The organism is Flavobacterium sp. R1_16, assembly GCF_057652095.1.
On the sequence record NZ_JBYFCG010000001.1, the window covers coordinates 224,807 to 250,641 of the forward strand.

23 protein-coding genes and 1 tRNA gene are annotated in these 25,835 nt (G+C 34.3%); 9 read left to right on the forward strand and 15 right to left on the reverse strand.

Annotation, left to right across the window (positions count from 1 at the left end):
• Window positions 1-106: 106 nt before the first annotated feature.
• Window positions 107-186 (forward strand) — tRNA-Leu (locus AC23L6_RS00945).
• A 30-nt stretch (window positions 187-216) separates the two neighbouring features.
• Here AC23L6_RS00945 and AC23L6_RS00950 read toward each other — a convergent pair.
• Complete coding sequence (locus tag AC23L6_RS00950; protein WP_487560419.1) at window positions 217-1,215, reverse strand: GntR family transcriptional regulator; 999 nt, start codon at window positions 1,213-1,215, stop codon at window positions 217-219.
• Window positions 1,216-1,318: 103 nt separating this feature from the next.
• On the opposite strand from AC23L6_RS00950, the gene AC23L6_RS00955 reads away from it, so the two are divergent.
• The 7 genes from AC23L6_RS00955 (at window position 1,319) to AC23L6_RS00985 (ending at window position 11,056) form a co-directional block, all read left to right on the forward strand.
• Window positions 1,319-2,362 carry an aldose epimerase family protein gene (locus AC23L6_RS00955; RefSeq protein ID WP_487560420.1) on the forward strand — a complete coding sequence of 348 codons (1,044 nt, stop codon included), beginning with the start codon at window positions 1,319-1,321 and terminating at the stop codon, window positions 2,360-2,362.
• A gap of 2 nt (window positions 2,363-2,364) precedes the next feature.
• Entirely contained in the window at window positions 2,365-3,447 is a 1,083-nt protein-coding gene (locus AC23L6_RS00960) for a glycoside hydrolase family 53 protein (protein WP_487560421.1), read from the forward strand.
• A 1-nt stretch (window position 3,448) separates the two neighbouring features.
• The gene (locus tag AC23L6_RS00965) at window positions 3,449-4,474 is read left to right on the forward strand and encodes a glycoside hydrolase family 53 protein (protein ID WP_487560422.1); all 1,026 of its coding nucleotides are present in this window, start codon (window positions 3,449-3,451) and stop codon (window positions 4,472-4,474) included.
• 44 nt (window positions 4,475-4,518) lie between these two features.
• Entirely contained in the window at window positions 4,519-6,945 is a 2,427-nt protein-coding gene (gene galA / locus AC23L6_RS00970) for a beta-galactosidase GalA (protein WP_487560423.1), read from the forward strand.
• A 72-nt stretch (window positions 6,946-7,017) separates the two neighbouring features.
• Window positions 7,018-8,196 carry a galactokinase gene (gene galK, locus AC23L6_RS00975; protein WP_487560424.1) on the forward strand — a complete coding sequence of 393 codons (1,179 nt, stop codon included), beginning with the start codon at window positions 7,018-7,020 and terminating at the stop codon, window positions 8,194-8,196.
• 135 nt (window positions 8,197-8,331) lie between these two features.
• On the forward strand, window positions 8,332-9,384 hold the full coding sequence (locus tag AC23L6_RS00980; RefSeq protein WP_487560425.1) for a UDP-glucose--hexose-1-phosphate uridylyltransferase: 1,053 nt from the start codon (window positions 8,332-8,334) through the stop codon (window positions 9,382-9,384).
• A gap of 1 nt (window position 9,385) precedes the next feature.
• A complete protein-coding gene (locus AC23L6_RS00985) occupies window positions 9,386-11,056 on the forward strand; it encodes a sodium/sugar symporter (RefSeq protein ID WP_487560426.1) in 1,671 nt (556 codons plus the stop codon).
• 6 nt (window positions 11,057-11,062) lie between these two features.
• Here the strand turns inward: AC23L6_RS00985 and AC23L6_RS00990 are convergent, their stop codons facing one another.
• The 4 genes from AC23L6_RS00990 to AC23L6_RS01005 form a co-directional block, all read right to left on the reverse strand.
• Window positions 11,063-11,503 (reverse strand): LexA family protein, encoded by a 441-nt coding sequence (locus AC23L6_RS00990; protein WP_487560427.1) that lies wholly within the window; start codon window positions 11,501-11,503, stop codon window positions 11,063-11,065.
• The gene (locus AC23L6_RS00995) at window positions 11,494-12,768 is read right to left on the reverse strand and encodes a Y-family DNA polymerase (protein ID WP_487560428.1); all 1,275 of its coding nucleotides are present in this window, start codon (window positions 12,766-12,768) and stop codon (window positions 11,494-11,496) included. The genes AC23L6_RS00990 and AC23L6_RS00995 overlap by 10 nt, the downstream gene beginning before the upstream one ends.
• A 119-nt stretch (window positions 12,769-12,887) precedes the next feature.
• Entirely contained in the window at window positions 12,888-13,886 is a 999-nt protein-coding gene (locus AC23L6_RS01000) for a LamG-like jellyroll fold domain-containing protein (RefSeq protein WP_487560429.1), read from the reverse strand.
• Window positions 13,887-13,894: 8 nt separating this feature from the next.
• Window positions 13,895-14,530 (reverse strand): hypothetical protein, encoded by a 636-nt coding sequence (locus AC23L6_RS01005; RefSeq protein ID WP_487560430.1) that lies wholly within the window; start codon window positions 14,528-14,530, stop codon window positions 13,895-13,897.
• A gap of 111 nt (window positions 14,531-14,641) precedes the next feature.
• Between AC23L6_RS01005 and AC23L6_RS01010 the strand changes: the two genes are divergently transcribed.
• Window positions 14,642-14,992 carry a helix-turn-helix domain-containing protein gene (locus AC23L6_RS01010; protein ID WP_487560431.1) on the forward strand — a complete coding sequence of 117 codons (351 nt, stop codon included), beginning with the start codon at window positions 14,642-14,644 and terminating at the stop codon, window positions 14,990-14,992.
• 3 nt (window positions 14,993-14,995) lie between these two features.
• Here AC23L6_RS01010 and AC23L6_RS01015 read toward each other — a convergent pair whose 3' ends face one another.
• From AC23L6_RS01015 to nuoF, 10 genes are all read right to left on the reverse strand, one after another.
• A complete protein-coding gene (locus AC23L6_RS01015) occupies window positions 14,996-15,988 on the reverse strand; it encodes a Gfo/Idh/MocA family protein (protein ID WP_487560432.1) in 993 nt (330 codons plus the stop codon).
• Between the two features lie 135 nt (window positions 15,989-16,123).
• Window positions 16,124-17,494, reverse strand: a complete 1,371-nt coding sequence (locus tag AC23L6_RS01020; RefSeq protein ID WP_487560433.1) for an NADH-quinone oxidoreductase subunit N — start codon at window positions 17,492-17,494, stop codon at window positions 16,124-16,126.
• Between the two features lie 12 nt (window positions 17,495-17,506).
• Window positions 17,507-18,946: a complex I subunit 4 family protein gene (locus AC23L6_RS01025; RefSeq protein ID WP_487560434.1), complete on the reverse strand. Its 1,440-nt coding sequence runs from the start codon at window positions 18,944-18,946 to the stop codon at window positions 17,507-17,509.
• Between the two features lie 10 nt (window positions 18,947-18,956).
• The gene (gene nuoL / locus AC23L6_RS01030; protein WP_487560435.1) at window positions 18,957-20,840 is read right to left on the reverse strand and encodes an NADH-quinone oxidoreductase subunit L; all 1,884 of its coding nucleotides are present in this window, start codon (window positions 20,838-20,840) and stop codon (window positions 18,957-18,959) included.
• 6 nt (window positions 20,841-20,846) lie between these two features.
• A complete protein-coding gene (nuoK, locus tag AC23L6_RS01035) occupies window positions 20,847-21,167 on the reverse strand; it encodes an NADH-quinone oxidoreductase subunit NuoK (protein ID WP_487560436.1) in 321 nt (106 codons plus the stop codon).
• A gap of 1 nt (window position 21,168) precedes the next feature.
• Window positions 21,169-21,681: an NADH-quinone oxidoreductase subunit J family protein gene (locus tag AC23L6_RS01040; protein WP_487560437.1), complete on the reverse strand. Its 513-nt coding sequence runs from the start codon at window positions 21,679-21,681 to the stop codon at window positions 21,169-21,171.
• Entirely contained in the window at window positions 21,681-22,244 is a 564-nt protein-coding gene (locus tag AC23L6_RS01045; protein WP_487560438.1) for a NuoI/complex I 23 kDa subunit family protein, read from the reverse strand. Before AC23L6_RS01045 ends, AC23L6_RS01040 begins: the two co-directional genes overlap by 1 nt.
• Before the next feature lie 110 nt (window positions 22,245-22,354).
• A complete protein-coding gene (gene nuoH / locus AC23L6_RS01050; RefSeq protein ID WP_487560439.1) occupies window positions 22,355-23,407 on the reverse strand; it encodes an NADH-quinone oxidoreductase subunit NuoH in 1,053 nt (350 codons plus the stop codon).
• Window positions 23,400-24,449 carry an NADH-quinone oxidoreductase subunit G gene (locus tag AC23L6_RS01055; protein ID WP_487560440.1) on the reverse strand — a complete coding sequence of 350 codons (1,050 nt, stop codon included), beginning with the start codon at window positions 24,447-24,449 and terminating at the stop codon, window positions 23,400-23,402. Before AC23L6_RS01055 ends, nuoH begins: the two co-directional genes overlap by 8 nt.
• An 18-nt stretch (window positions 24,450-24,467) precedes the next feature.
• Complete coding sequence (gene nuoF / locus AC23L6_RS01060) at window positions 24,468-25,835, reverse strand: NADH-quinone oxidoreductase subunit NuoF (protein WP_487560441.1); 1,368 nt, start codon at window positions 25,833-25,835, stop codon at window positions 24,468-24,470.

The window sequence follows — 25,835 nt, forward strand, 5'->3', positions numbered from 1 at the left end:
TTATTTTTTACATTTGCACCGTGTTAAAAGATAGGTGGTTTCTGATTCAGATAATTATTTATTCATTGCGTTAGAAATTCTTAGTTGAATTTTTTTCGTCTGCTAAGCCCGGATGGCGGAATTGGTAGACGCGCTGGTCTCAAACACCTGTGGGAAACCGTGCCGGTTCGACTCCGGCTCCGGGTACAAAAACCTCTGAGAAATCAGAGGTTTTTTTTATAATGATTTCCGAATAATCAACTCACTTTTATTTTCTATCTGTTCTTTCTTTCCTGAAAGAATCATTTGTGCCAAAATTTTCCCCATTTCAATAAAATCTGTGGATATTGTTGTAATGCCATTTTCTACTACTTTCTTTAAAGGGGTTTCGTTGTAAGAAATGATTCCAAAATCAGTTCCAAGTTTTAAATGTTGTAGCTTAGCTTTTTCAATAACACGAACTAAATCTCTATCATTCGGAATAATGTAAACAGCACCTTTTTGGATTTCTCTATCCTCAAATCCATTAATGACTTCATTCTTAATGTCAAAATCGGCGCAAAATTTTTCAAAACCAATTTTCATGCCTACTGGTTCGCGAAATCCTGGGAATAGTAAGATAAGTTTTTGGTATTTATCAATAAGATATTTTCCCTTTAGTATGGCTTCATAAATATCTTTTACAAAATTTTGATGAACAGACGGATAGTCTTTCAAATCAGAATTAGTTTGGTCTAAAATATATACATCTTGATTGGGAAGCGTTTTGATTAAAGCAGGTGCACCAATTAAATTGGTAGGCATAATAATGTACTTGGAATAATTGCCATTGGCTTCATTTATCAATTTTCGAAACATATTAATATTAAAGTGATGAAAAAAGATGTCAACCTGAGCCGAATTATTCATTGTTTCTAAAAAAGAATTATAGATATCCTCTTTAAAACTATTTAATTCATCAAATAATAGAAAGATGCGTTGCTCAAAACTAAACTCTACACTTTTTACATAATATCCTTTTCCTAGAATAGCATAAATGATTCCACGTTTTTTAAGTTCATCATAAGCTAATAGTACTGTATCTCTCGACAATGAAAATTCTAAACTTATTTTATTTACAGATGGAAGTTTGTCATTTTTTTTTAGTCTATTCTCAGCAATTGCGATTTCTATGGAAAGAACAATTTGTTTGTATTTTGGAATTCCAGAAGTAGTGTCAATAGTAATGATTTTCATAGAAAGTGAATTAACTGGTGGCAAGTTACATAAAAACTGGTAGGTACTGGTATGGTTGTGTAGTCAATTTTTTTACTTTTGATGCAATAGTAATAAAAATACGATGCTAAAAGTTTCTAATTCTCACTTAAACGGGTTTAAAAAAGGTAAATCTTTTGGTTTTCTTCCAAATGGAGATGAAATCTTATGTTATACATTATTGAATAAAAATGGGTTTCAATGCGAAGTAATAAATTTTGGCGCTACAATCACTTCATTACTAGTTCCACTTAAAACTAATGAAATAGTTGATGTAGTTTTAGGTTTTGAAAATCTTCAAGATTATATTGACTCGTTCCATTTACCTAGTGCGCCCTATTTTGGAGCAATTGTTGGCAGATATGCTGGAAGAATTAATAATGCTAAATTTGAGTTGAATGGAAAATCAATTCAACTTAATAAAAATCATGGTGAGCACAGTCTTCACGGGGGCAATTCAGGTTTAAGTATGGTATTTTGGGAAGTAATATCAGTTTCTGATACTTCAATAACGTTACAATATAAGAGTGAGAATAATGAAGAAAATTTTCCAGGTGAACTTATTACAAAAATTACCTATACTTTGACAGAAGAAAACGAATTGAAAATAGAAATGATGGCAAAATCAACAAAAGATACCGTCATCAATTTAACACAGCATAGTTATTTTAATTTGGACGGTCATTCAAATGATATAGTAAATCAAAAGCTACTTGTAAATGCGTCAAAAATGTTAGAGACTTCTATTGAAAATATTCCAACTGGGATTTTTTTAGAAACAGTTGGAAGTCCATTCGATTTTAGTTCCTTCAAAGAGTGTCCAACTAAAATTGACAACACTTTTGTTTTAAAAGATAATTCAACAGAATCGGCCATTCTTTTAAGCGAAAAAAACAACTTAAAAATGTCGGTTTTTACCAATCAACCTGCAGTTCATATTTATGTAGGTGGAAATTGTTTTAACCAGATAAAAGGTAAAGAAAGTGCCAATTATCATTCATTGAGCGGAATTTGTTTTGAAACCCAGAACTTTCCAGACGCACCAAATCATGCTAACTTTCCGAGTGCAGTTTTGAAAAAAGGAGAAACGTATCATCATCAAAGTACATTTAAATTTGAAAATTTATAGCCATGCAAAAGATATTTATTTCAATTATAAGTTTAGTGTTGGTCGCTTGTTCGTCAAGTGATTCTACTGATGACACTACAACTCCAACGCCGACACCAACCGATGATTTCATCCGTGCTGTAGACATTTCATTTATTCCTTTAATTGAAAGAGAAGGAACAGTTTACAAAAACAATGGGATAGCTCAAAATCCATTAACAACTCTCAAGAATGCAGGTTGTAACACGGTCAGAATTCGCCTTTGGAAAAATCCAACGGATAATCAATCAACTTTTAATGAAGTAAAAACCTTGTCAACGAGAGCAAAAAATGCTGGTTTCAAAGTTTGGCTAACAGTTCATTTTTCTGATACTTGGGCTGACCCAGCTCATCAAACAACACCTTCAGAATGGCAAGGCCTAAGTTTTAGTGATTTAAAAACGGCTATTACTAGTTATACCAATCAAATCATGACAGAAATTAATCCAGATATTATCCAAATTGGAAATGAAACCAACGATGGAATGCTTTGGCCAAAAGGGAAATTAACAACAAATGAAAGTCAGTTTTTAGAATTAGTTTCAACGGTAAGTACAGCTATTAGAAGTAAGTCTTCAACTACCAAAATTATGTTGCATTATGCAGGAATTGGAAGTGGAGCCTCATGGTTTTTTAATAAAGTAAGCTCAATTAATTATGATTATATAGGATTATCATATTATCCAATTTGGCATGGAAAAAATATATCAGATGTGGATGCTACAATTACATCTTTAGGGCAAATACACAATAAGAAAGTAATAATTGCGGAAACAGCTTATCCATTTACGCTCAGTTGGAACGATTGGACTAATAATATTATTGGACAAAACAGTCAAATAATTTCAATCTATCCTGCAACAGCTGATGGTCAAAAAAATTATGTTTTAGCTATAAAAAATCTTGTAAAACAAAATTCATTTGGACAAGGTTTCTGTTATTGGGGGGGCGAATGGGTTGCTTTTCGGGGAACAGAATCAACCAATGGTTCGTCATGGGAAAATCAGGCACTTTGGGATTTTAATAATAATGCGCTTCCAGTTATGGATGCTTTTAGCCAAAATTAAAATGAGAAAAATAACTTTTTTAAAATTGTCATTGCTATTGACATTGTCATTAAATTTTACTTCCTGTAAAAGCTCTAAATCATCTTTTGTAAAAGGTGCCGATGTAGGTTGGTTGCCTCAAATGGAAGCTACAGGATATAAATTTTATGACAAAGACGGAACCGAAAAAGAGTGCTTACAATTGTTAAAAGATAGAGGAATGAACTCGGTTCGGCTTCGTGTTTGGGTAAATCCAAATGATGACAAAGCCAGTGGCCATTGCAGTAAAGACGAGACAGTTGCTATGGCATTGCGGGCAAAAAAGATGGGAATGCGTGTGATGATTGACTTTCATTATTCTGATTCGTGGGCTGATCCAGCAAAGCAATTTAAACCAAAAGCTTGGGAAAAACATTCGTTTTCAGAATTATTAAACGATGTTTACAATCACACTTTTGAAGTGATTTCGGCTTTAAAAAATGCAGGTGTAACACCAGAATGGGTTCAAATTGGGAATGAAATTCCAGGCGGAATGCTTTGGCCAGAGGGAAGCACAGACAATTGGAATCAACTTGGTCAACTTTTAAATAAAGGCTATGAAGCTACAAAAGCAGTGGATGAAAAAATTAAAGTAATCGTTCATGTTGATGAAGGAAATAACAATGCAAAATTCAGAACCTTCTTTGATAATGCTACGGCTCAAAAGGTAAAATACGACATTATCGGACTTTCATACTATCCGTATTGGATTAAAAAAGATTATTCTGAAACCATTGCCGATTTAGAATTCAATCTTAACGACATGGTAAAACGTTACAACAAAGATGTAATGATTGTTGAGGTTGGAGGTGAAGATGATAAAATTCAAAACACCTACGAATTACTAAAAGCCACTATTGAAGCCGTTAAAAAAGTTCCGAATAACAGAGGTTTGGGAGTGATGTATTGGGAACCACAAGGAGCAAAATCCTGGAGTGGTTATAGTTTAAGTGCATGGCTTCCAAACGGTCAACCTTCACCTGCTTTAGATGCTTTTAAAGAAGAATAAAATCCGTTTAATCTGTGAAAATCTGTGGCAAAAAAATAAAAACTATGACTAAAATTTCAATATTTCATCCAACAAAAATCGCTTTTCTAATTTCTTTTTTATTCGTTGGATTTCAAGCAAATTCACAAAAGAAAATCAGTCTAGACGAAGATTGGAGATTTCATTTCGGAAATGCTGCCGATGTCTCTAAAGATTTCGATTATGGAAAAACAGCTTTGCTTCATAAGTCAAATGTGTTTGCAACGACCATAGTTAATCCAAAATTTATCGATACTACTTGGAAAAAAATCAATGTGCCACACGATTGGGTAGTCGAACTTCCTTTTGTAAAATCTGACCAAGTTGAAATGGACAGTCACGGCTACAAACCTGTTGGTGGAGCTTATCCAGAAACGAGTATTGGTTGGTACAGAAAGCATTTTGCCGTTGATAAAAAAGACGACGGAAAACGTTTCGAACTTCAATTTGACGGAATTTATAGAAATGCCGAAATTTGGTTCAACGGATTTTATGTCGGAACTAATTTTAGTGGATATGTTGGCAATTCGTACGATGTTTCAGATTATGTCAATTTTGAAGGCGACAATGTCATCGTAATTCGAGTAGATGCCACGCAATATGAAGGTTGGTTTTATGAAGGTGCCGGAATTTATCGTCACGTTTGGTTGAATGTAACCGATAAAGTTTTCATCCCTAATGATGGCGTTTTTGTACATTCAAAAACAAAAGGTAAAAACGCCACTGTAACTATTGAAACTGAAGTTGAAAATAAAAATTTACGACCTTCCAAAGCAGTTGTTTATTCCATAATTACCGATAGAAACGGTAAACAACTTGGCAAAACATCCGAACAAAAAGTCGCACTTTCGGTTAACGGAAAAACGACAATCAAACAAAACGTAAACCTTAGTAACGTTACGCTTTGGTCATTAGAAAATCCCTATTTGTATAAAGTTATTTCGGTTGTAAAATCGGGAAATCAAATTGTGCATCAAACGAAAACCCGTTTCGGAATTAAAACAGTAAAATTTGATGCCAAAGAAGGTTTTTTCTTAAATGGGAAAAAAATCAAAATTCAAGGAACCAACAACCATCAAGACCACGCCGGAATAGGAAGTGCTTTGCCCGATTTTATGCAATATTACCGGATAAAATTATTGAAAGAAATGGGTTCCAATGCTTACAGAGCTAGTCATAACGCACCAACTCCAGAACTTTTAGAAGCTTGTGATAGTTTGGGAATGTTAGTGGTTGACGAACAACGTTTACTCAACAGCAGTCCAGAATACATCGACCAATTTAAACGATTAATCAAACGCGATAGAAATCACGCTTCTGTTTTTTTGTGGTCCATTGGAAATGAAGAACAAAATATTCAAGGCAACGATTACGGAAAGCGCATCGCCCAAACACTTTTAGCCATTCAAGAGGAATTAGATCCAACTCGAACTGCAACCTATGCAGCCGATATGGCAAATGATTTTAAAGGTGTGAATCAAGTAATTCCAATTCGTGGATTTAATTATCGTGAATATGCCGTTGCCGATTATCATCGGGATCATCCCAATCAACCATTACTCGGAACCGAAATGGGAAGCACAGTAACCACTCGTGGAATTTATGAAAAAGATGAAATCAGAGCTTACGTTCCCGACCAAGACATCACGCATCCATGGTGGGCAAGCAAAGCTGAAACGTGGTGGAAATTGGCAGCCGAGAATGACAATTGGCTTGGCGGTTTTGTATGGACAGGATTTGATTATCGTGGTGAACCAACACCTTATAAATGGCCAAATATCAGTTCGCATTTCGGGATTTTAGATGTTTGCGGTTTCCCCAAAAACATTTACTACTACTATAAAAGTTGGTGGACAAACGAAGATATTTTGCACATTTCACCCCATTGGAATTGGCCAGAAAAAGTAGGAAAACCAATAGATGTTTGGGTAAATACTAATGCAGATGACGTGGAATTATTCCTCAACGGAAAAAGTTTAGGTAAAAAAACAATGCCAAGAAACAGCCATTTGCAATGGGAAGTTATCTACGAACCAGGAACTTTAGAAGCAGTGGCGCATAAAAACGGAAGGAAATTAACTTCAAAAGTTGAAACCACAAATTACGCTACAACAGTTATAGCGGTTGCAGATAAATCTTCTGTTTTGGCAGACGGTAAAGATGGTGTTGTCGTGAATATTTCCATTGTTGATGATAAAGGAAGGGAAGTTCCAAATGCTAACAATATGGTTTATTTCAAACTAATTGGCGATGCTAAAATTATTGGCGTAGGTAATGGTGATCCGAGTTCTCATGAACCTGATAAATGTGCCGATGGTGCATGGCAAAGAAGCACATTCAACGGAAAATGTCAAGTGATTATTCAAGCCGGAACAACGGTTGGAGATTTGAAATTAGAGGTAAAATCTAATGGACTGCAATCTTCAACGTTGAATTTCTCGCAAGGTTTATAAAATGGTGTAGGTATTTTGAATAGCAATAAACTTAAAAAATCAAAAGGTTTAAAAACCTTGTACTAGCATAAAATGAAGAAAAAACTAATAAAAAACACTTCGGAACATTTCAAAACAATGTTCCAAAAAGAACCAGATCATGTTTTTCTTTCACCAGGAAGAATTAATATTATCGGAGAACATGTTGATTATAATGACGGTTTTGTGTTGCCAGCTGCCATCAATAAATATGTTTGTATAGCCATTTCATCCAATGAAAATTCACAGTGTAAAATTGTAGCCAAAGATTTAAATGAAATTTTTGAATTTGATTTGAATGATACATTGGTTCCAAACGCTACGATGTGGATAAATTATATTTTGGGTGTTTTGCAACAATTCAAAGAAAAGAAAGCACTCAACAAAGGGTTTAATGCTGTTTTCAGTAGTACAGTCCCAATTGGTTCTGGACTTTCGTCTTCCGCAGCAGTCGAATGTGGTTTTGCATATGCTATGAATAAAATGTATAATTTCAATTTAACCAAAGAAGAAATTGCACTCATCGGACAAAAATCGGAACATACTTTTGTAGGTGTCAATTGTGGTATTATGGATCAATTTGCATCGGTTTTTGGTAAGAAAAATAAAGTTATTAAACTCGATTGCAATACATTAGAATATGAATACCACAAAGCCAATTTCAAGAAATATTCTCTGCTTTTATTGGATAGTAATGTAAAACATACGCATTTAACTTCAGGGTATAATGACAGAAGAAATGAGGTGGAACAAGGATTATCAATTATAAAGCAACATTTTCCAGAAGTAAAAACGTTTAGAAATTGTACCGAAAAAATGCTTTTGGAATTGAAAGAGCAACTTGGAGAAACCATTTTTAAAAGATGTCATTTTGTAGTAAAAGAAATTCAACGCGTTCAAGATGCAGTTGATGCTTTAGAGAATTCTGATTTCAAGAAATTAGGAAAATTAATGACCGAAACACATCAGGGTTTGTCTAAGGAGTATGAAGTGAGTTGTGATGAAATTGATTTTTTAGTGCAATTGGTTTCCAATAATGAAAAAGTTTTGGGTTCCAGAATGATGGGTGGAGGTTTTGGAGGGTGTTCCATTAATTTGGTAGAAAAAGGCTCAGAAAACGAATTAATTGAAAAAACTTCTAATCAATATCGGAGTCAATTTGGTATTGAATTAAAAGCCTACAAAGTAAAAATTTCAAAAGGGACAACACAATATAAAAATAAAAGAAAATAAAATTCAAACAATTAAGAAATTAAGGTAATTAAGCTTAATACCTTAATGGTTTAAAAAATTATTAATATTGAATTCGTGAAATTTACAAACTAATTAATTTGTGAAAATTCGTGAAATTCGTGTCAGAAAAAGATCATGAAAAAATTCAATTCTAACGAACATCCTCACAGGCGATACAATCCGTTGTTAGACGAATGGATATTGGTTTCACCACATCGTGCCAAACGTCCTTGGCAAGGGCAAAATGAAAAAATTGCAGAAGACAATCGACCAGAACACGATGCTAATTGTTATTTATGCTCGGGGAATGTTCGTTCTAATGGCATAAAAAACGATACTTATACTGATTGTTATGTGTTTGAAAATGATTTTTCAGCTTTATTAAAAGACGAAGTTATATTTGAAAATAAATCGAAACCATTATTTCAACAAAAACCTGAAAGAGGTATCAATAAGGTGATTTGTTTTTCGCCAAAACACAACCTGACATTACCCGAAATGGAAGTCAATGACATTGAGAAAGTAGTGAGAACTTGGGCAACACAATATATCGAATTGGGAAGTCAAGATTTCATTAACTACGTTCAGATTTTTGAAAATAAAGGAAGTGTCATGGGTTGCAGTAATCCGCATCCTCACGGACAAATTTGGGCACAATCGTCGTTGCCAACTCAGGTTGAAAAAACACAAAAAAGCCTTCGAAACTATTATGAAAAAAATAAAACTAGTCTGTTAAAAGATTATTTGAACGAAGAATTAATAGTAAAAGAACGTATCGTAGTTGAGAATAATCACTTTGCTGTTGTAGTTCCGTTTTGGGCCACTTGGCCTTATGAAACTATGATTATCAGTAAGAGGCATTTCGGAAATATTATTGCAATGAATAATGAAGAAATAAAGGCTTTTGCCGAAATCATTAAAATCATCACAGTTCGATATGATAATCTTTTTGAAACCTCATTTCCCTATTCAGCGGGAATTCACCAAGCCCCAACAGACGGTGTTTTACACCCTGAATGGCATTTTCATATGCATTTTTATCCACCATTATTGAGAAGTGCAACTGTAAAAAAATTCATGGTGGGTTATGAAATGCTTGGAGAGGCACAACGCGATATTTCACCTGAACAGAGTGCTAAAATTTTAAGAGAATTACCTAACCAGCATTATAAAACTAAAACCAACTAATATGCAAACATTAGCCACCAACGATTATATAGTTTTCTTTCTTTATTTCATAATTATTGTAGGTTACGGATTGTGGATTTACAATCGAAAAAAGAAAGCACAGACAAGCAGTAATGATTATTTTTTAGCAGAAGGTTCACTTACTTGGTGGGCAATTGGAGCATCTTTAATTGCGAGTAATATTAGTGCAGAGCAATTCATCGGAATGAGTGGAAGCGGTTTTAAAATGGGACTAGCCATCGCAACCTATGAATGGATGGCTGCATTAACACTTGTTCTTGTTGCGGTATTTTTTATGCCTGTTTATTTGAAGAACAAAATTTTTACCATGCCACAATATCTCAACAAGCGTTACAATAGTAATGTGGCTATGATTATGGCAGTTTTTTGGTTGTTATTGTATGTTTTGGTAAATCTTACATCCATTTTATATTTAGGAGCATTGGCAATAAGTAGTATTTCAGGTTTGAATATTACTTTGTGTATGATTTTTTTAGCATTTTTTGCGGTTATGATTACCCTTGGAGGGATGAAAGTAATAGGGTATACAGATGTGATTCAGGTTTTTTTTCTGATTTTAGGCGGATTGATTACAACTTATTTGGCATTGAATCTGGTAGCAACCGAGTTTGGATCAGAAGGAGTTTTGAATGGATTTAATTTAATGATAGAAAAAGCTAACGATCATTTCCACATGATTTTTGATAAATCAAATCCGAATTACATGGATTTACCAGGTCTTTCGGTACTAATTGGCGGAATGTTGATTATTAATTTGAATTACTGGGGTTGTAACCAATACATCACACAAAGAGCTTTAGGTGCCGATTTGAAAACAGCTCGTGGAGGGATTTTATTTGCAGCATTCTTAAAATTATTAATGCCAATAATTGTGGTTTTACCAGGAATAGCCGCTTTTGTTCTCTATCAAAACGGACATTTTCAAACGGAAATGTTGCAAGATGGAAGTGTAAATCCTGATAGAGCGTATCCAATTTTATTAAACTTATTACCAGTTGGTTTAAAGGGGTTGTCGTTTGCGGCTTTAACTGCTGCTGTTGTTGCTTCACTAGCTGGAAAAGCAAACAGCATCGCTACAATTTTCACACTTGATGTTTATAAAGAAAAATTAAATACACAGGCAACTGAAAAGAAACTAGTTAACGTTGGAAAAATAACGATTATAATCGCTATGATTATTGCGGTTGTGGTTGCTCCATTTTTAGGGATTGATAAAAAAGGAGGATTTCAATACATCCAAGAGTATACAGGATTTGTAAGTCCTGGTGTTTTTGCTATGTTTATTTTGGGGTTCTTTTGGAAAAAAACGACTTCTAATGCGGCTTTGTTTGCAACGATTGGCGGATTCATTCTTTCAATTATTTTCAAATTCATGCCCGCTTTTATGGATTTATCATTTTTGAATCCGATGGGATTTGCTGTTCCTAATGCTGATGGCGTTTATGAAATTCCGTTTATTGACCGTATGGGATTTGTATTCTTAATATGTGTTATCGGAATGTATTTTATTAGTATGTATGAAACTAAAAAAGGTGTTCAAACCAATGGTCTAGAAGTAGACAAAACGATGTTTAAAATGTCACCAAGTTTTACGGTTGGTGCCTTAGTAATTATATCGGTTTTGGCTGCTTTATATACTGTTTTTTGGTAGAAGCAACTAGATGCTTTTAATGACATAGGTAACAATTCCCCAAATTACCAACTCATTTTCGGCGGTGACTTTTATAGGTTGGTACTTTTCGTTTTCGGGCATTAAATACACACAATCTTTATCGATTTTGATTCGCTTTACGGTGAATTCTCCATCGATGAAACAAACGGCAATTTTATTGTTTTGAGGTTCAAGACTTCGATCAACAATCAGAATATCTTTATCGTTTATTCCTGCATTAATCATAGAATGGCCTTTGACCTTTATATAAAATGTTGATAAAGGATTTTTGCACAACTCTTTGTTCAAATCGATATTTGTTTCCATGAAATCGGTGGCAGGTGATGGAAATCCAGCAGAAACACCTTCTTTTATATAAGGAATTCTGATGTCACTTTCAAAATCAGGACGGAAAAAAGTTAAGGAAGATTCTTTATTTATAGACATTGTATTTCGAGTATTTCGTTGAATCGAGTCGTATATCTTGGGGACAAATGATTTTGATTCATGTTCCAAGTCAGGCTTAAATTTTGTGTGGCTAGTTTTACTTTTCGGTCTCCAATTTTGGTGTTGAGATAATCCATTGCCTTCATAATTGCCTTATGTTTTGGATTTTCTTCTTCAAACAATTGCAATTGTTTCTTGTTTTCATCAATCAATTCGGTAACAATAACTCCTGCCTTTTTGAATTTCACACCTTCATAGCCAGAGCACAATTCTTTTAGAAGCGCTATTGCAGCATTGGAAATAGTTAAGGTAGAATTAGTGGCAAAGGGTAATGTTATCGCTTTATTGAAATAGTATTTTTGAGATTGATATTTGTGTTTGTCAATAACCAGCATGACAATAATAGTATGACAACAGGATTTTTGCTTCCGTAATTTTTCGGCGCAAACCGCAGAAAATGTTGCTACGCGTTCTCTTAAATCATCAAAATCAGATATTTGTTTAGGAAAACTTCTTGTGGTTGCAATACTTTTTTTCTGTTCCTGAATGGGTTCTAATGCTAGAACTGATTTTCCTTCTAATTCATATTTTAATCGTAGACCGATGACTCCCATTTCTTTTTTTATCCAAGCTTCATGTTCTGCTTTTGTAAAATCGTAAGCCGTAAGAATATTATGCGTCATCATTTTTTTTGTTAATCTACGACCAATTCCCCAAACGTCTTCAATTTTCGTCCATTTTAGTGCTTTGATGCGCTTCTCCTCACTATCAATTATGTAGACTCCTTGAGTTCGCTGTTGAAATTTTTTAGCAATTCTGTTGGCTACTTTCGAAAGTGCTTTTGTAGGTGCAAAACCAATACAAGTAGGGATACCTATCCATTTTTGAACTCGACTTTTTATTTGTAACCCATAGTTGTGAAAATCAGCAATTGGTATGCCGTCGAAGTTGAGGAAAGCTTCATCGATGCTGTAGATTTCTACATTTGGAGTAAAACCTTCAAGAATTTGCATTACGCGATTACTCAAATCACCATACAACGGATAATTGGAAGAGAACATTTTTATATTTTTCTCTTTAATTAATTCTCGGATTTTAAATTCAGGAGCACCCATTGGAACACCCGCAGCCTTGGCTTCTTCACTTCTAGAGATGACGCAACCGTCATTATTGGACAAAATAACAACAGGTTTTCCGTTGTATTTCGGCTGAAAAACACGTTCGCAGGAAGCATAAAAATTGTTACAATCGACTAAAGCATACATCTTGTAAATTTACAGAATAGACGCTTAGAAGAAAAGGGAACAAAAGTTAATTTTGTGGGTTGTTGATAAATAAAAAAACCACAGTTTTCTGTGGTTTTGATATAATAACTTAATAAAAGTTATTGTAAAATAATTTTCTTTGTGTTCATTAGATTATCGGAAGCATCGTAAATTTTAACGAAATAAACACCTTTTCCTCCCCAAGTATTTAACGGCACAGTATATTGTTGCGTGTCCATTTTGCCACTAAACACTTCTTGTCCTAAAGTATTACTAATTTTAATATTCCAACCGCTAATATTGGCAAGATTGCCACAATCTATAGTAATATGGTCATTAGCTGGATTTGGATAAATCGTTACGGTGTTTTTATACGTTGGAGGATTATAACTTAAAACGCCTGTATTAATAACTAATGATTGACAGCTATTTTCTGCATAATATAAATTTGTGATTTCTTCTTGTGTTAAAACTCTATTCCAAATTCCAATGTCGTCAATATTACCTATTAAGGTAGTATTTCCCCCAGATTGTAATCCGCCAACTCTCCAATATCCAACATAATTTTGAGCTGATGTAACTGCATTATTTTGAGCAGACAAAATACCATCAATATACAACTTCATACCATTAGGTGACAAAACAGCAACTGCATGATGCCATAAATTATCTTTATAATTTCCTGATGTAGTGCAATATTGTTGAGTCCCATTAAAAACATAAAATTCAGCATTCCCGTTTGACTTTATATAAATATATCTGTCCCAAAGATTGGCATGAGTACATTTCCCGTTATCAGCGCCAAATAAGAATCCCTGATTTTGTGTCTTAAACCATAACGAAACTGAAAAAATCTGAATATTGTTAAAACTATTACTTGTACAAATAATATCTTGACTTGCGGTTAACCCAAAAGCGCTATTTAAATTACCAAATCTATCGTTAACAAAGCCACTTGAACCTACTATGGTTCCGTTGTTATTGTTTAAAGAGTAATCATCAGTTGTATTTCCAAATCCCCAATATGCATCTAATCCATCTGTTGGTATATATGATGGAATTTGTGCAAAGAAACTAGTTGTTGTAATAATTGCTAAAAGGGTAAAGATTTTTTTCATAGTTGTAGTTAGTTTAATTGGAGGAAAGTATCTATTTTGTTGAGTTCTTGAATTAATTGGTTATGTGAATCATTATTTGGCTTTAATTCCATAATATTAAATCGATAAGATATTGGTTTTATTTTCGTTTGAGCAACATCAATTTTTGTATCAACTACTTTAAATTTGACATTAATTTTATAGCCATTAGGGATTGGACCAATATCAAAATGTTTTTTATTTACACAATCATCATTTCGCATTCTATCAAAGTTTCCATTTTGCTCAAATTTTATATTAATTTCATCTAGTTCTTTCTGGCTCAATTGTATGAGCTTTTCAATTTTTGCTACTAAATGGTATGTTCCTTTTTTTGGTTTTTCTGTAAAACATTTCCTTGTGTATAGAAATATCCTATCATAAATTATTTCTTCGTTTAAAGGAGTTTTGTTGAAGCATTGCAAGAATCCATATTGATAAATTTCGCCATTCTCTTCGATACGATTTTCAGCATTAAACAACCATTCTTCCCAACCAAATCCAGCCACTTGTTCATATAAAGGTTTATTACCTGTGCTTATACATTTTCCATCTATACAGGATGGTTTTGTCCAATTGTTATTATTGTGAGTTAATCGCGCTATGTAATTACCTGTTTTTTCCATAAGATTTTGAGGAATAAATACAAAGTAAATGTTAAATTTTATAAAAATAAGCTTTAAAAATTTCTTAATTTGATTAAAAAGTTCTATTTTTGAACTATTAAGTCTTGAATCATGATAGAACAACCTGAAATTAAAATTAAACAACTTAGAGAGCTAAAGAATTTTACTCAAGAATATGTAGCCCAAAAATTAGGTTTATCCACTAGAGCCTATTCTAAAATAGAAACTGGTGAAACACAACTGACTATTAATAGGTTAAATGAAATTAGTACGATTTTAGGAATTGAGCCTATGGAGATTTTAGGATTTGACGAAAAACAGGTGTTTAATAACTGCAAGCAAGATGGCTACATAGGGATTAATCATATAAACTTTCCAGAAAAATTAGTTCAGCAATACGAAGAAACTATTCAATCGCTTAAAGAACAAATCAAGTTGCTTAAATTATTACATGGAGAATGAGTTTTACTCCAAACTATTCCCAATAATTTTATCCATAACCCAATTGGTGTGTGCCGCAGTTTTGCCGTTAGAAGGATGTATTGTTCTACCTAAAAGATGATTTCGCATGTTTTCTACATGATACAATTGTATGTTTTCAGGATTTTCGATAAAGAGTTCGGTTTTTCCTTTTTCGTTTTGCAATAGCAAAGGTTCATCATTGAATACAGAGAAATTTATTTTACCAGAACTTCCAAAAATTTCTACAATATCTTCTCGCATACTACATCCAAAATTCCAACTTCCGGAGCCTGTAACTCCCGATTCATGAAGCCAACAAGCAGTTATGGCATCCTTAGCAGCGTATAGATTTTGTTGGTTGATACTAATACCTGAAACGTCTTTTATATTTCCTAAAAGGAACGTAAACAGGTCCAATCCGTGACTGGCTAAGTCATCAAAATAGCCTCCAGTTGCGATTGATGCATCGGTACGCCAATTGTAGGCTGCACTCAAATCTAATGGTGATGCCGATTTGCTTAAATGCCATCTAATATGTCTTACATTTCCAATAGCGTAGTTGTCAATCCATTTTTTAACTTGATTAAAGCGCGGTAACGAACGTCTGTAATAGGCAACGAATAAAGGAATGTTTTTACTCTCAAAGGTTTCACAAATAGCAAGACAATCAGTATAATTTGGTGCTAATGGTTTCTCAATACAACATATTTTACCTGCTAGAGCTACTCTTAATCCATACTCTTTATGACTGTCTGGCGGTGTAGCAATATAGATAGCATCAATTTCTGGGTCGTTGATTAGTGCATCTGCATCTGTGTAAAATCTATTGATGTTATGTCTTTTTGCATAATCGGCAGCTTTCCCTGCATCTCTTCTCATCACAGCAACGATTTCAAATCCATCTGTTTTTTGATAGGCAGGACCACTCTTTATTTCGGTGACGTTTCCGCAACCCAAAATACCCCAACGAATATTTTCTAGATTAGTACGCATCATTTAGGAATTGATTGTTTTGTTTATTGTTTCAAAACAAATTTAGTTTAAAAAGTTGAATGTTTACGGAGCGAACGAATCCTCATTAAAACAAAAAACCATCCTTGTAATGGGATGGTTTCAAGTGTTTTTTTTAGATTATTTCAACAAGTCTAATACTAATGAAGGAAATATTCCCAAAGCAATATTTAAAATAATTGCTACTACTGCAACAGTATAGATAAGTATTGGCGTTCCTGTTCGGGTTTCGTTAGCTTCTTTGGTGTACATGGCCAAAATAAGTTTAAAATAGTACCCTACACTGATAATCGAGTTAATAACCGCCGCAATTACAACTACTAGATAGCCTGCTTGGAGTGTTTGATTAAACAGTATTAGCTTAGCAAAGAATCCAGAGAAAATAGGAATTCCCGCCATTGAAAGTAATGCGCCTGTTAGTACTGCAGCTAACAATGGATTCGTTTTTCCTAATCCGTGGAAGTTAACAATATCTTCGTTATCTCTGTTTTTGCATACATACAATATTACGCTAAAAGCAGCGATTCCTGCTAATGAATAGGCTGTGGCGTAATACAATAAATTTCCTGCTGCCGTTGTTATACTCAATAAAGTCATTAGCATAAAACCAGCGTGAGAGATACCTGAAAAGGCCAACATACGTTTTACATTTGCTTGACGTAAGGCCATAATATTACCAACCGTCATAGAAGCAATTGAAATTACTACGATTATAATTTGGAAGGCGTATGAAATATCGGCATTCATTACAGATAGCAATTTGTAGAGTGTAGCCATAGCGACAACCTTGGCTAAAGTACTCATGGTTGCGGTTGTTAATGCTGGAGAACCTTCGTAAACGTCAGGTGCCCAAAAATGAAAAGGAACAGCAGCAATTTTGAAAAACATTCCTATAGTCACCATTGCAATCCCTATTGGAAACCAGATAGGCAATTCAGCAGATTGTGATAATTCACTGATTTCAACAACATCAAAACTTCCCATTGCACCATAAATCAAGCAAATCCCGAATAATATGATTCCAGAGGCAAATGAACCCATAAGGAAATATTTCATTCCAGCTTCATTACTTTTTAAATTCAAGCGGTTGCTCGCAGCTAAGACATACAAGGAAATAGATAATATTTCAATACCTAAAAAGAACATAGCTAAATTTCCGAAAGAAACCATTGCAATTGCTCCAGATAAAAGAAAGATTTTTATTGCGATAAAATCGGATAATTTAGATTGGTGATTTTCATAAAAATTGTGGCTCAATGTTACTAAGAAAACAGTGAGTACAATAAATAAACTTGAAAACGCCACAGAGAATTTGTTTACAACAATCATATTGTTGTAGTAACTAGCTGGAGTATTAAATTCAGACACCGTCAATCCAAGAACTGCAAGTAAACCAATTACCGTTACTGGAATAATGATTTTTCTTAAATTAAGAATTTCAAATAAAAGGCATAAAACACCTAATCCTATTATAGCTATTAATGTATTCATTTTTTTATTTGACTAGTTACGGTTTATTATAGTTAGTATATTTTCAAGACTTGGTGTTATCAAATCTGTGATTGGTTTTGGATACATTCCAAAGAAGAATAAAACAGCAATAATAAGTATCATTGTTATTCCTTCGCTAATAGTTACATCTGCAAAAATTCTTGTATTGGTTTCACCCAGCATCACTCGTTGAAACATTTTCAGCATATAGTAAGCTCCTAAAATTATGGTAGTTCCACCTAAAAGGGCAAACCAAAGATTAATTTGTGATAAACTATACAAAACGGTAAATTCTCCAACAAAGTTAAAGGTTGACGGAAGTGCTACCGAAGCTAAAACCAGAATCATGAACATAGAAGTGAATTTGGGCGATTGGGAACGAATGCCTCCCATTTCAGCAATTACTCTTGTTTCATATCTTCTAAAGATGATTTCAGCAGCAAAGAATAATCCTACTACTACAAAACCGTGAGCAATCATTTGTAAAACAGCGCCACGTAATCCATCGAGAGTCAGGGTGTAGGTTCCAGCAGCAATCAATCCAACGTGAGCGAGTGAAGAATAGGCTAGTAATTTTTTCAAATCTTTTTGGCGCAGTGCTACTATTGAACCATAAATAACACCAGCGATTCCTAGAGCAATAAAAATAAACATATACTGCTTAGCCGCCAAAGGCGCAATAGGCAATTGCCAACGAATAACGCTGTACAATCCCATTTTCAACATAATCCCAGACAATAACATGGTTCCAACGGTTGGTGCTTTTTGATACACTTTAGCCTGCCAAGTATGAAACGGAATTAAAGGGATTTTAATAGCGTATGCTAAGAAAAAAGCCAAGAAAATCCATAACTGTTCTGTTTGTGATAAATTTAATTTGTATAGATCTTCAAGCAATAAACTTCCTGCTTTTTGGTACAAATACACAAAGCCTACAAGCATAAATAAAGAACCAGCCAAGGTATAAATAAAGAATTTTACCACTGCTGTTTTACGATCTTCGGCATCGCCATTACCCCAAAGTAAAGCAATAAAGTATATAGGAATTAGAGACAACTCCCAAAATACATAATACAAAAGACCATCTGAAGCTAAAAATGTTCCTATCATGGCAAACGACATAAACAAGACGAGCGCATAAAAAGACTTGGCATTTTTATATTCGTTTCCAAATGAAGAAAATACAATAAGGGAAGTTAAAACCACAGTTAATAAAACCATCGCTAGAGAAAGACCATCTGCTAGCAAAGCGAATGAGATGTTATGCTGTGAAATCCATTGGTTGATGACACTTATATTTTCACCAGCATTGAAATGGTTTAACAATACTATCGAGAAGCCCAAGGCGGATAAACTAAAAAACAAAGCTACCTTAGAAGCCAGTTTGTCACCAGCCAAATATGTTGCTAATGCTCCAACTAAAAGTATAATTAATAGAATAGATATATTCATGATAATAGAGTTATTGAGCTAAGAATAAATAAGAAATAATCGCACAGAGACCTATAACAAAAGCAAAAAGATACAGCCCGATACTGCCATTATGTATTTTTCGACCTTGGAAACTTAATTCATTAGTTATTTTCCCAAATCCAAAAACCAATGATGAAATAGAAGTTTCTATGTAATCTCTAAAAAATCTTGATAATCCATTAATTGGGTTTACAATTAAAGCGTTATAGAATTCGTCAACGTAGTATTTGTTATATACTACTTTAGCCATTCCAGTAATTTTAGCATCTTCTTCAGGAACAGTATTTTGTTTTTTATATTTTACCAAAGCGATAACAATTCCTGTTAATCCTCCAATTACAGCAATAGTCATTAGCGTATATTCAGTCATTCCTAAATGATGCTCTGCAGAAGCCAATTTTGGTACAATCGGAATTAGATATTCGTTCAACCAACTATGACCTGGCAAGCTAATCAAACCTCCAATTGTTGCTAAAATTGCTAAAACAATCAAAGGGAACGTAATCAATGCAGGACTTTCGTGTAAATGGTGTTTTTGTTCTTCAGTTCCTCTAAAGTCATTAGAGAAGGTTAAAAACATCAATCTAAACATATAGAAAGCCGTCATAATTGAAGCAATAGAGGCAACTATCCATAGTGGAATATTATGTTCAAAAGCGACTAATAATATTTCGTCTTTTGAGAAAAACCCTGAAAACAATGGAATTCCAGATATTGCCAACGAAGAGACTAACATCGTTAGGTAAGTAATTGGCATTGCTTTTTTCAAGCCACCCATTTTCCGCATGTCTTGTTCGCCGTGCAAAGCGTGTATCACAGAACCAGAACCTAAGAATAGACACGCCTTAAAGAACGCATGAGTAATCACATGGAAAATAGCAACTTCATAAGCTCCACAGCCTAAAGCTAAAAACATCAATCCCAATTGTGAAACCGTAGAGTAAGCCAGAACCTTTTTAATATCATTCTGAACCAAACCAATTGTTGCTGCAACTAAAGCAGTTATAGCTCCAACAACAGCAATGATGTTTTGAATGTTTGGTACTAAATCGAATAAGAAATTCAATCTCGAAACCATAAAGATTCCCGCAGTAACCATAGTTGCAGCATGAATCAATGCAGACACAGGCGTTGGACCAGCCATTGCATCAGGTAACCAAGTATACAAAGGTATTTGAGCTGATTTTCCACAAGCACCAATAAATAGTGCAAAAGCGGCAATTCCTATCCAATATAGATTAAGGTTAGGGGTTGCAGCAATCGTAGTTTTTAAGGTTGTAAAATCGATTGTTGAGAACATTAATCCTAGAATAAAAATTCCGATTAACAATCCTAAATCTCCAATTCTATTCATAATGAAAGCTTTTTTCGCAGCATCATTATAGTCTTGATTTTTGTGCCAAAAACCAATTAATAAATAAGAACAAAGACCTACACCTTCCCAGCCAATAAACATTACCAATAAATTACTTCCAATTACTAAAGTAATCATGAAGAAAACGAAGAGGTTCAAGTAGGCAAAAAATTTATGCATATTCTCATCGTCGTGCATGTAGCTAATGGAATATAAATGAATTAACGACCCTATTCCTGTTACGAAAAGCAACCACAAAATAGATAATTGATCTAGAAGCAACCCAAAGCCAACATTAAAATTATTGATGGTCATCCAATCAAATAAATGTATGGTTAAGGCTTGTTTGGTTTGGCTTATTTGTTGAAAAAAATAAATTGAAACTACAAAAGAAATGGCTACTGTAAGCGTTCCAATTGCTCCTGAAAGTGATTTTCCTAAATTTTTTCCAAAGAAAACATTTAATAAAAATCCTAATAAAGGTGTTACTAGTAAGACTAATGCTAGATTGGTATCCATTGAAATTTATCCTTTTAAGTTTTTTAAATTAGCTACATCAATCGTACCTGAATTTCTAAATATTGACACTAATATTGCTAAACCTACAGCTACTTCAGCCGCGGCAACAGCCATAGAGAAAAATACAAACACTTGTCCTTGAGCATCCTGATGATAGGTTGAAAAGGCAACAAATAATAAATTGACAGCGTTCAACATGATTTCAATAGACATAAATACGATAATGGCATTTCGTCTGTACAAAACTCCAAAAATGCCAATACAAAAGAGTATGACACAAAGGAAGATGTAGTTTTCAATACCAATTTGATTTAAAATATTATTCATATTATTTCTCTAGTTTTTCTTTTTTAGACAATAAAACGGTTCCAATCATGGCCGCTAATAGTAGGATAGAAGCAAATTCAAAAGGAACCATGTATTCATTTAGCAGCACTTTACCCAATACTTTTATAGATTGAAAATCCTCCCCAGTGGTATCGTATTCGCCAACAATTGGTTTAGAGTTGATAAAAATTAATAGCAGTACAATACAAGCCAAACAAAAAGAAACAATAGCTCCTAATCGTGTGAATCTTGGTTTATGAACTTCATCTTCTTTGTTCAAATTCATTAACATGATGGTGAATAAAAACAAAATCATAATCGCTCCAGAGTACACAATTACGTGAACAATTGCCAAAAATTGCGCATTCAATAACAAGTAATGTCCAGCAATCGAAAAGAAACAAATCACCAAATAAATAGCACTATGAATAGGATTTTTACTAAAAACCGTTAAAAATGCAGTGGATAAAGTTATCGCAGATAAGATGCAAAATAATATAAGTACAATCGACATTAGTTAGCGTTTTTAAGCTCGCCCGCTGCAAGCTGGTTAGTATTTTTCATTGCCATTTCCAAAGGCATCACTAATCTATCTTTACCAAAAATGAAATCTTCTCTTTCATAACTAGAAGGTACTAAAACCTTCGACTTTGTTAAATAAATTGCATCTTTTGGACAAGCTTCTTCACACAAACCACAAAAAATACAACGCAACATATTGATTTCATATATAGAAGCATATTTTTCTTCTCTATACAAGTGTTTCTCATCTGGTTTTCGCTCAGCAGCAGTCATAGTTATAGCCTCTGCAGGGCAGGATAAAGCACACAATCCACAAGCAGTACAATTCTCACGACCTTGCTCATCACGTTTTAGCATGTGTTGACCACGATAAACAGGACTCATCGTTCGCACTTGTTCAGGATATTGAATAGTCACTTTTCGTGTAAACAAATGTTTCAGTGTTATCCATAATCCTTTTACAATCGCTACGAGGTACAATCGCTCTAAAAAAGTCATCTCTTTATTGGAGACCAACTTTTTTCTACCTGATAATGATATAGTTTCTATTGACATTTTTTTATTTTTATTTGAAGCTGTATCCTGCTATCCGTTTCAATCTTTTGTTTTATAAAGAAAAAACAAAAGGATTTTCACTGCTATCAGGGCTAGGCTTTCCAGTATAATTAAAATCCTAAATAAGTTATAATTTCTGCTCTTAAAATCACAATACCAGTAATCACAATATTAATTATTGATAGTGGGATTAATATTCTCCAACCTAAATGCATTAATTGATCGTATCTGAATCTCGGAATTGTCCAACGCACCCACATGTAGAAAAAGATAAATCCACAAATCTTTAAAAATAAAACTACAATACCTAAAACATTAGCAATATTGACACCCCAATTTTCAACTGCCCAGCTCATTCCGGGATAATTATAACCGCCAAAGAATAAAACCGCTAAAATAGTGGATGAAATAAACATATTAGCATATTCAGCAAACAGATAGAATCCCATTTTCATAGAAGAATATTCCGTGTGATAGCCTCCAATAAGTTCGCTTTCACATTCTGCTAAATCAAAAGGTGTTCTGTTCGTTTCTGCAAATGCACAAATCAAAAAGATTAAAAATGAAAGCGGTTGATAAAAAACATTCCAGTTCAATCCAGATTGTTGAGCTGAAATCTCTCTCAAACTCAAGGTTCCTGTCATCATTAGTAGAGCAATAATAGAAAGTCCCATAGCAACCTCATAGGAAACCATTTGAGAAGCCGCACGCACAGCACCCATTAATGAAAATTTATTATTCGAAGCCCAGCCACCAATCATAATTCCGTAAACACCTACTGAAATTACTCCAAAAATGTATAAGAGAGCTACATCAATATCAGTTGCTTGTAAAAGAATATCTCTTCCGAAAAGATGGAATCGATCGCCCCACGGAATTACTGCGCTAGTCATCAAAGCCGTACTCATTGCTATGGCTGGCCCAACGACAAATAAAAATTTATTAGGAGTATTTGGAAAAAACTCTTCTTTTGAAAACAGTTTCAAACCATCGGCTAGCGGTTGAAATAATCCTAATGGTCCCGCTCTATTAGGACCGATTCTATCTTGAAGCCAAGCAGCAACTTTGCGTTCTGCCCAAGTAGAGTACATGGCCATAAGCATGGTAACTGCAAAAACAACTAGTATTATTACGCTTTTATCTATGATGAGTGTACTATTCATTATTCCCTAAACTTTCTTGGTTAATAATGTCTTCTTCGGTCAAAGGTATAGCAGTCATACTGATTTTTTTACGGTCAATATCGCGACCCATCAAAATATTTTTTTCAGTAGCAATCTCAACTTTGTCTAATTTTCTAGTATAATTATTTTGATTGATAACCGAATCTTTCTCAAATTTTCTTGGTCCTTCTATTACCCAATCATTAATGTCTTTATGGTCAAATCGACAACTGTTGCAGATAAATTCTTCTACTTCGTGGTATTCGTCTTTTCTTCCAGTCACTCTTTGAATTTCGTCACCAAACATCCAAACGGTAGTTTTGCCACAACATTTATCACAATCTCTATGAGCATTATACGGTTTGTTAAACCAAACTCTCGATTTAAATCGGAAAGTTTTATCTGTTAAAGCTCCAACAGGACAAACATCAATCATATTTCCAGAAAATTCATTGTCAATAGCTTTTGAAATGCAGGTAGAAATATTTGAGTGATCGCCTCTGTCCATAACCCCATGAACACGATTGTCAGTTAACTGGTCAGCAACCATCACACAACGGTAGCATAAAATGCAACGATTCATGTGTAATTGAATGTTTGGACCAATATCTTCAGGTTCAAAAGTTCTTTTTTCCTCAATGAAACGAGTTTCAGATTTCCCGTGTTCAAAGCTTAAGTTTTGCAAATCACATTCTCCCGCTTGATCACAAATAGGGCAATCTAAGGGGTGGTTAATCAATAAAAATTCAGTTACTGATTTTCTTGCTTCTTGTACTCTAGGCGATGATTTGCTGTTCACTTCCATTCCGTCCATACATCCCGTTACGCAGGATGCCATTAATTTTGGCATGGGTCTTGGGTCAGCTTCACTTCCTTTGGAAACTTCTACTAAACAGCAACGGCATTTTCCGCCGCTTCCTTTTAGTTTAGAATAATAGCACATGGCTGGTGGTACAACTTCCCCGCCTATCATACGTGCTGCTTGCAAGATAGTTGTTCCTGGTGCTACATCTATTGAATGTCCGTCTATGGTTACTTTCATTGTAGTAATTTCTTGTCTTTATACAGTTACTTTAGAAATCAAATGCTTAACACTTTCAAAAGGTTCAGCAACAAAATGATCTCTGTTTTTTATTTTTTCTGGAAAGCGAATATGGTATTCAAATTCATCTCTAAAATGACGAATCGCTGCTGCTACAGGCCAAGCTGCGGCATCACCCAAAGGACAAATAGTATTTCCTTCTATTTTACTTTGAATGCTCAATAGCAAATCAATATCTTCCTCGCGACCATGACCATTTTCTATTCGGTGTAATACTTTTTCCATCCATCCTGTTCCTTCACGACATGGAGAACATTGTCCACAACTTTCATGGTGGTAGAAACGAGAGAAATTCCAAGTATTACGAACAATACAAGCTCGGTCATCGTAAACGATAAATCCGCCGGAACCTAACATAGAGCCTGATGCAAAACCACCATCTGAAAGACTTTCATAGGTCATTAATCGGTCTTCTCCAGCAGCTGTTTTGTAGATTAGATGAGCAGGTAAAATGGGAACTGAACTTCCTCCTGGAACCAAAGCTTTTAGAGGTCTTTCGGTTTGCATTCCGCCACAATATTCATCAGAATTCATAAATTCATATACAGAGAGACCTAATTCAATTTCAAAAACACCTTGGTTTTTTATATTCCCAGAAGCTGAAATTAATTTGGTTCCTGTAGAGCGACCAATACCTATTTTTGCATAATCGGCTCCAGAATTATTGATAATCCAAGGCACGGCAGCAATTGTTTCTACATTATTTACCACTGTTGGATTAGCCCAAAGTCCTGAAACTGCTGGGAAAGGTGGTTTAATTCTAGGATTTCCACGTTTACCTTCTAGAGATTCAATTAACGCGGTTTCTTCCCCACAGATATAGGCGCCACCACCAATTTGAACATACAATTCTAAATCATATCCTGAGCCTAAAATATTTTTTCCTAACCATCCAGCAGCTTTAGCTTCAGCAATCGCTTTTTCTAAAATTTTGTACACCCACATGTATTCTCCACGAATGTAGATGTAGGAAAGATTTGCTCCTAGGGCATAACTTGAAGTAATCATTCCCTCAATTAATAAATGAGGAATGTATTCCATCAAAAACCTATCTTTGAATGTCCCAGGCTCTGATTCGTCGGCATTACAAACCAAATGTCTTGGCTTTCCCGATTTTTTGTCGATGAAACTCCATTTCATTCCAGCAGGAAATCCCGCACCTCCACGACCACGAAGACCTGAAGTTTTAACTTCTTCAACAACTTCGTCTGGGGTTAGTTTTTTCAAGGCTTTCTCAACCGATGCATAGCCACCTTCTTTGCGGTACACTTCGTAGGTTTTGATGCCTGGAACGTTAATTTTATCTAATAATATTTTTTGTGACAT

Excerpts from the sequence above, each read along its gene's own strand:
- AC23L6_RS00950 (WP_487560419.1), bottom strand. The coding sequence starts at position 1,215 with ATGAAAATCATTACTATTGACACTACTTCTGGAATTCCAAAATACAAA.
- AC23L6_RS00955 (WP_487560420.1), top strand. The coding sequence starts at position 1,319 with ATGCTAAAAGTTTCTAATTCTCACTTAAACGGGTTTAAAAAAGGTAAA.
- AC23L6_RS00960 (WP_487560421.1), top strand. The coding sequence starts at position 2,365 with ATGCAAAAGATATTTATTTCAATTATAAGTTTAGTGTTGGTCGCTTGT.
- AC23L6_RS00965 (WP_487560422.1), top strand. The coding sequence starts at position 3,449 with ATGAGAAAAATAACTTTTTTAAAATTGTCATTGCTATTGACATTGTCA.
- galA (WP_487560423.1), top strand. The coding sequence starts at position 4,519 with ATGACTAAAATTTCAATATTTCATCCAACAAAAATCGCTTTTCTAATT.
- galK (WP_487560424.1), top strand. The coding sequence starts at position 7,018 with ATGAAGAAAAAACTAATAAAAAACACTTCGGAACATTTCAAAACAATG.
- AC23L6_RS00980 (WP_487560425.1), top strand. The coding sequence starts at position 8,332 with ATGAAAAAATTCAATTCTAACGAACATCCTCACAGGCGATACAATCCG.
- AC23L6_RS00985 (WP_487560426.1), top strand. The coding sequence starts at position 9,386 with ATGCAAACATTAGCCACCAACGATTATATAGTTTTCTTTCTTTATTTC.
- AC23L6_RS00990 (WP_487560427.1), bottom strand. The coding sequence starts at position 11,503 with ATGTCTATAAATAAAGAATCTTCCTTAACTTTTTTCCGTCCTGATTTT.
- AC23L6_RS00995 (WP_487560428.1), bottom strand. The coding sequence starts at position 12,768 with ATGTATGCTTTAGTCGATTGTAACAATTTTTATGCTTCCTGCGAACGT.
- AC23L6_RS01000 (WP_487560429.1), bottom strand. The coding sequence starts at position 13,886 with ATGAAAAAAATCTTTACCCTTTTAGCAATTATTACAACAACTAGTTTC.
- AC23L6_RS01005 (WP_487560430.1), bottom strand. The coding sequence starts at position 14,530 with ATGGAAAAAACAGGTAATTACATAGCGCGATTAACTCACAATAATAAC.
- AC23L6_RS01010 (WP_487560431.1), top strand. The coding sequence starts at position 14,642 with ATGATAGAACAACCTGAAATTAAAATTAAACAACTTAGAGAGCTAAAG.
- AC23L6_RS01015 (WP_487560432.1), bottom strand. The coding sequence starts at position 15,988 with ATGATGCGTACTAATCTAGAAAATATTCGTTGGGGTATTTTGGGTTGC.
- AC23L6_RS01020 (WP_487560433.1), bottom strand. The coding sequence starts at position 17,494 with ATGAATACATTAATAGCTATAATAGGATTAGGTGTTTTATGCCTTTTA.
- AC23L6_RS01025 (WP_487560434.1), bottom strand. The coding sequence starts at position 18,946 with ATGAATATATCTATTCTATTAATTATACTTTTAGTTGGAGCATTAGCA.
- nuoL (WP_487560435.1), bottom strand. The coding sequence starts at position 20,840 with ATGGATACCAATCTAGCATTAGTCTTACTAGTAACACCTTTATTAGGA.
- nuoK (WP_487560436.1), bottom strand. The coding sequence starts at position 21,167 with ATGAATAATATTTTAAATCAAATTGGTATTGAAAACTACATCTTCCTT.
- AC23L6_RS01040 (WP_487560437.1), bottom strand. The coding sequence starts at position 21,681 with ATGTCGATTGTACTTATATTATTTTGCATCTTATCTGCGATAACTTTA.
- AC23L6_RS01045 (WP_487560438.1), bottom strand. The coding sequence starts at position 22,244 with ATGTCAATAGAAACTATATCATTATCAGGTAGAAAAAAGTTGGTCTCC.
- nuoH (WP_487560439.1), bottom strand. The coding sequence starts at position 23,407 with ATGAATAGTACACTCATCATAGATAAAAGCGTAATAATACTAGTTGTT.
- AC23L6_RS01055 (WP_487560440.1), bottom strand. The coding sequence starts at position 24,449 with ATGAAAGTAACCATAGACGGACATTCAATAGATGTAGCACCAGGAACA.
- nuoF (WP_487560441.1), bottom strand. The coding sequence starts at position 25,835 with ATGTCACAAAAAATATTATTAGATAAAATTAACGTTCCAGGCATCAAA.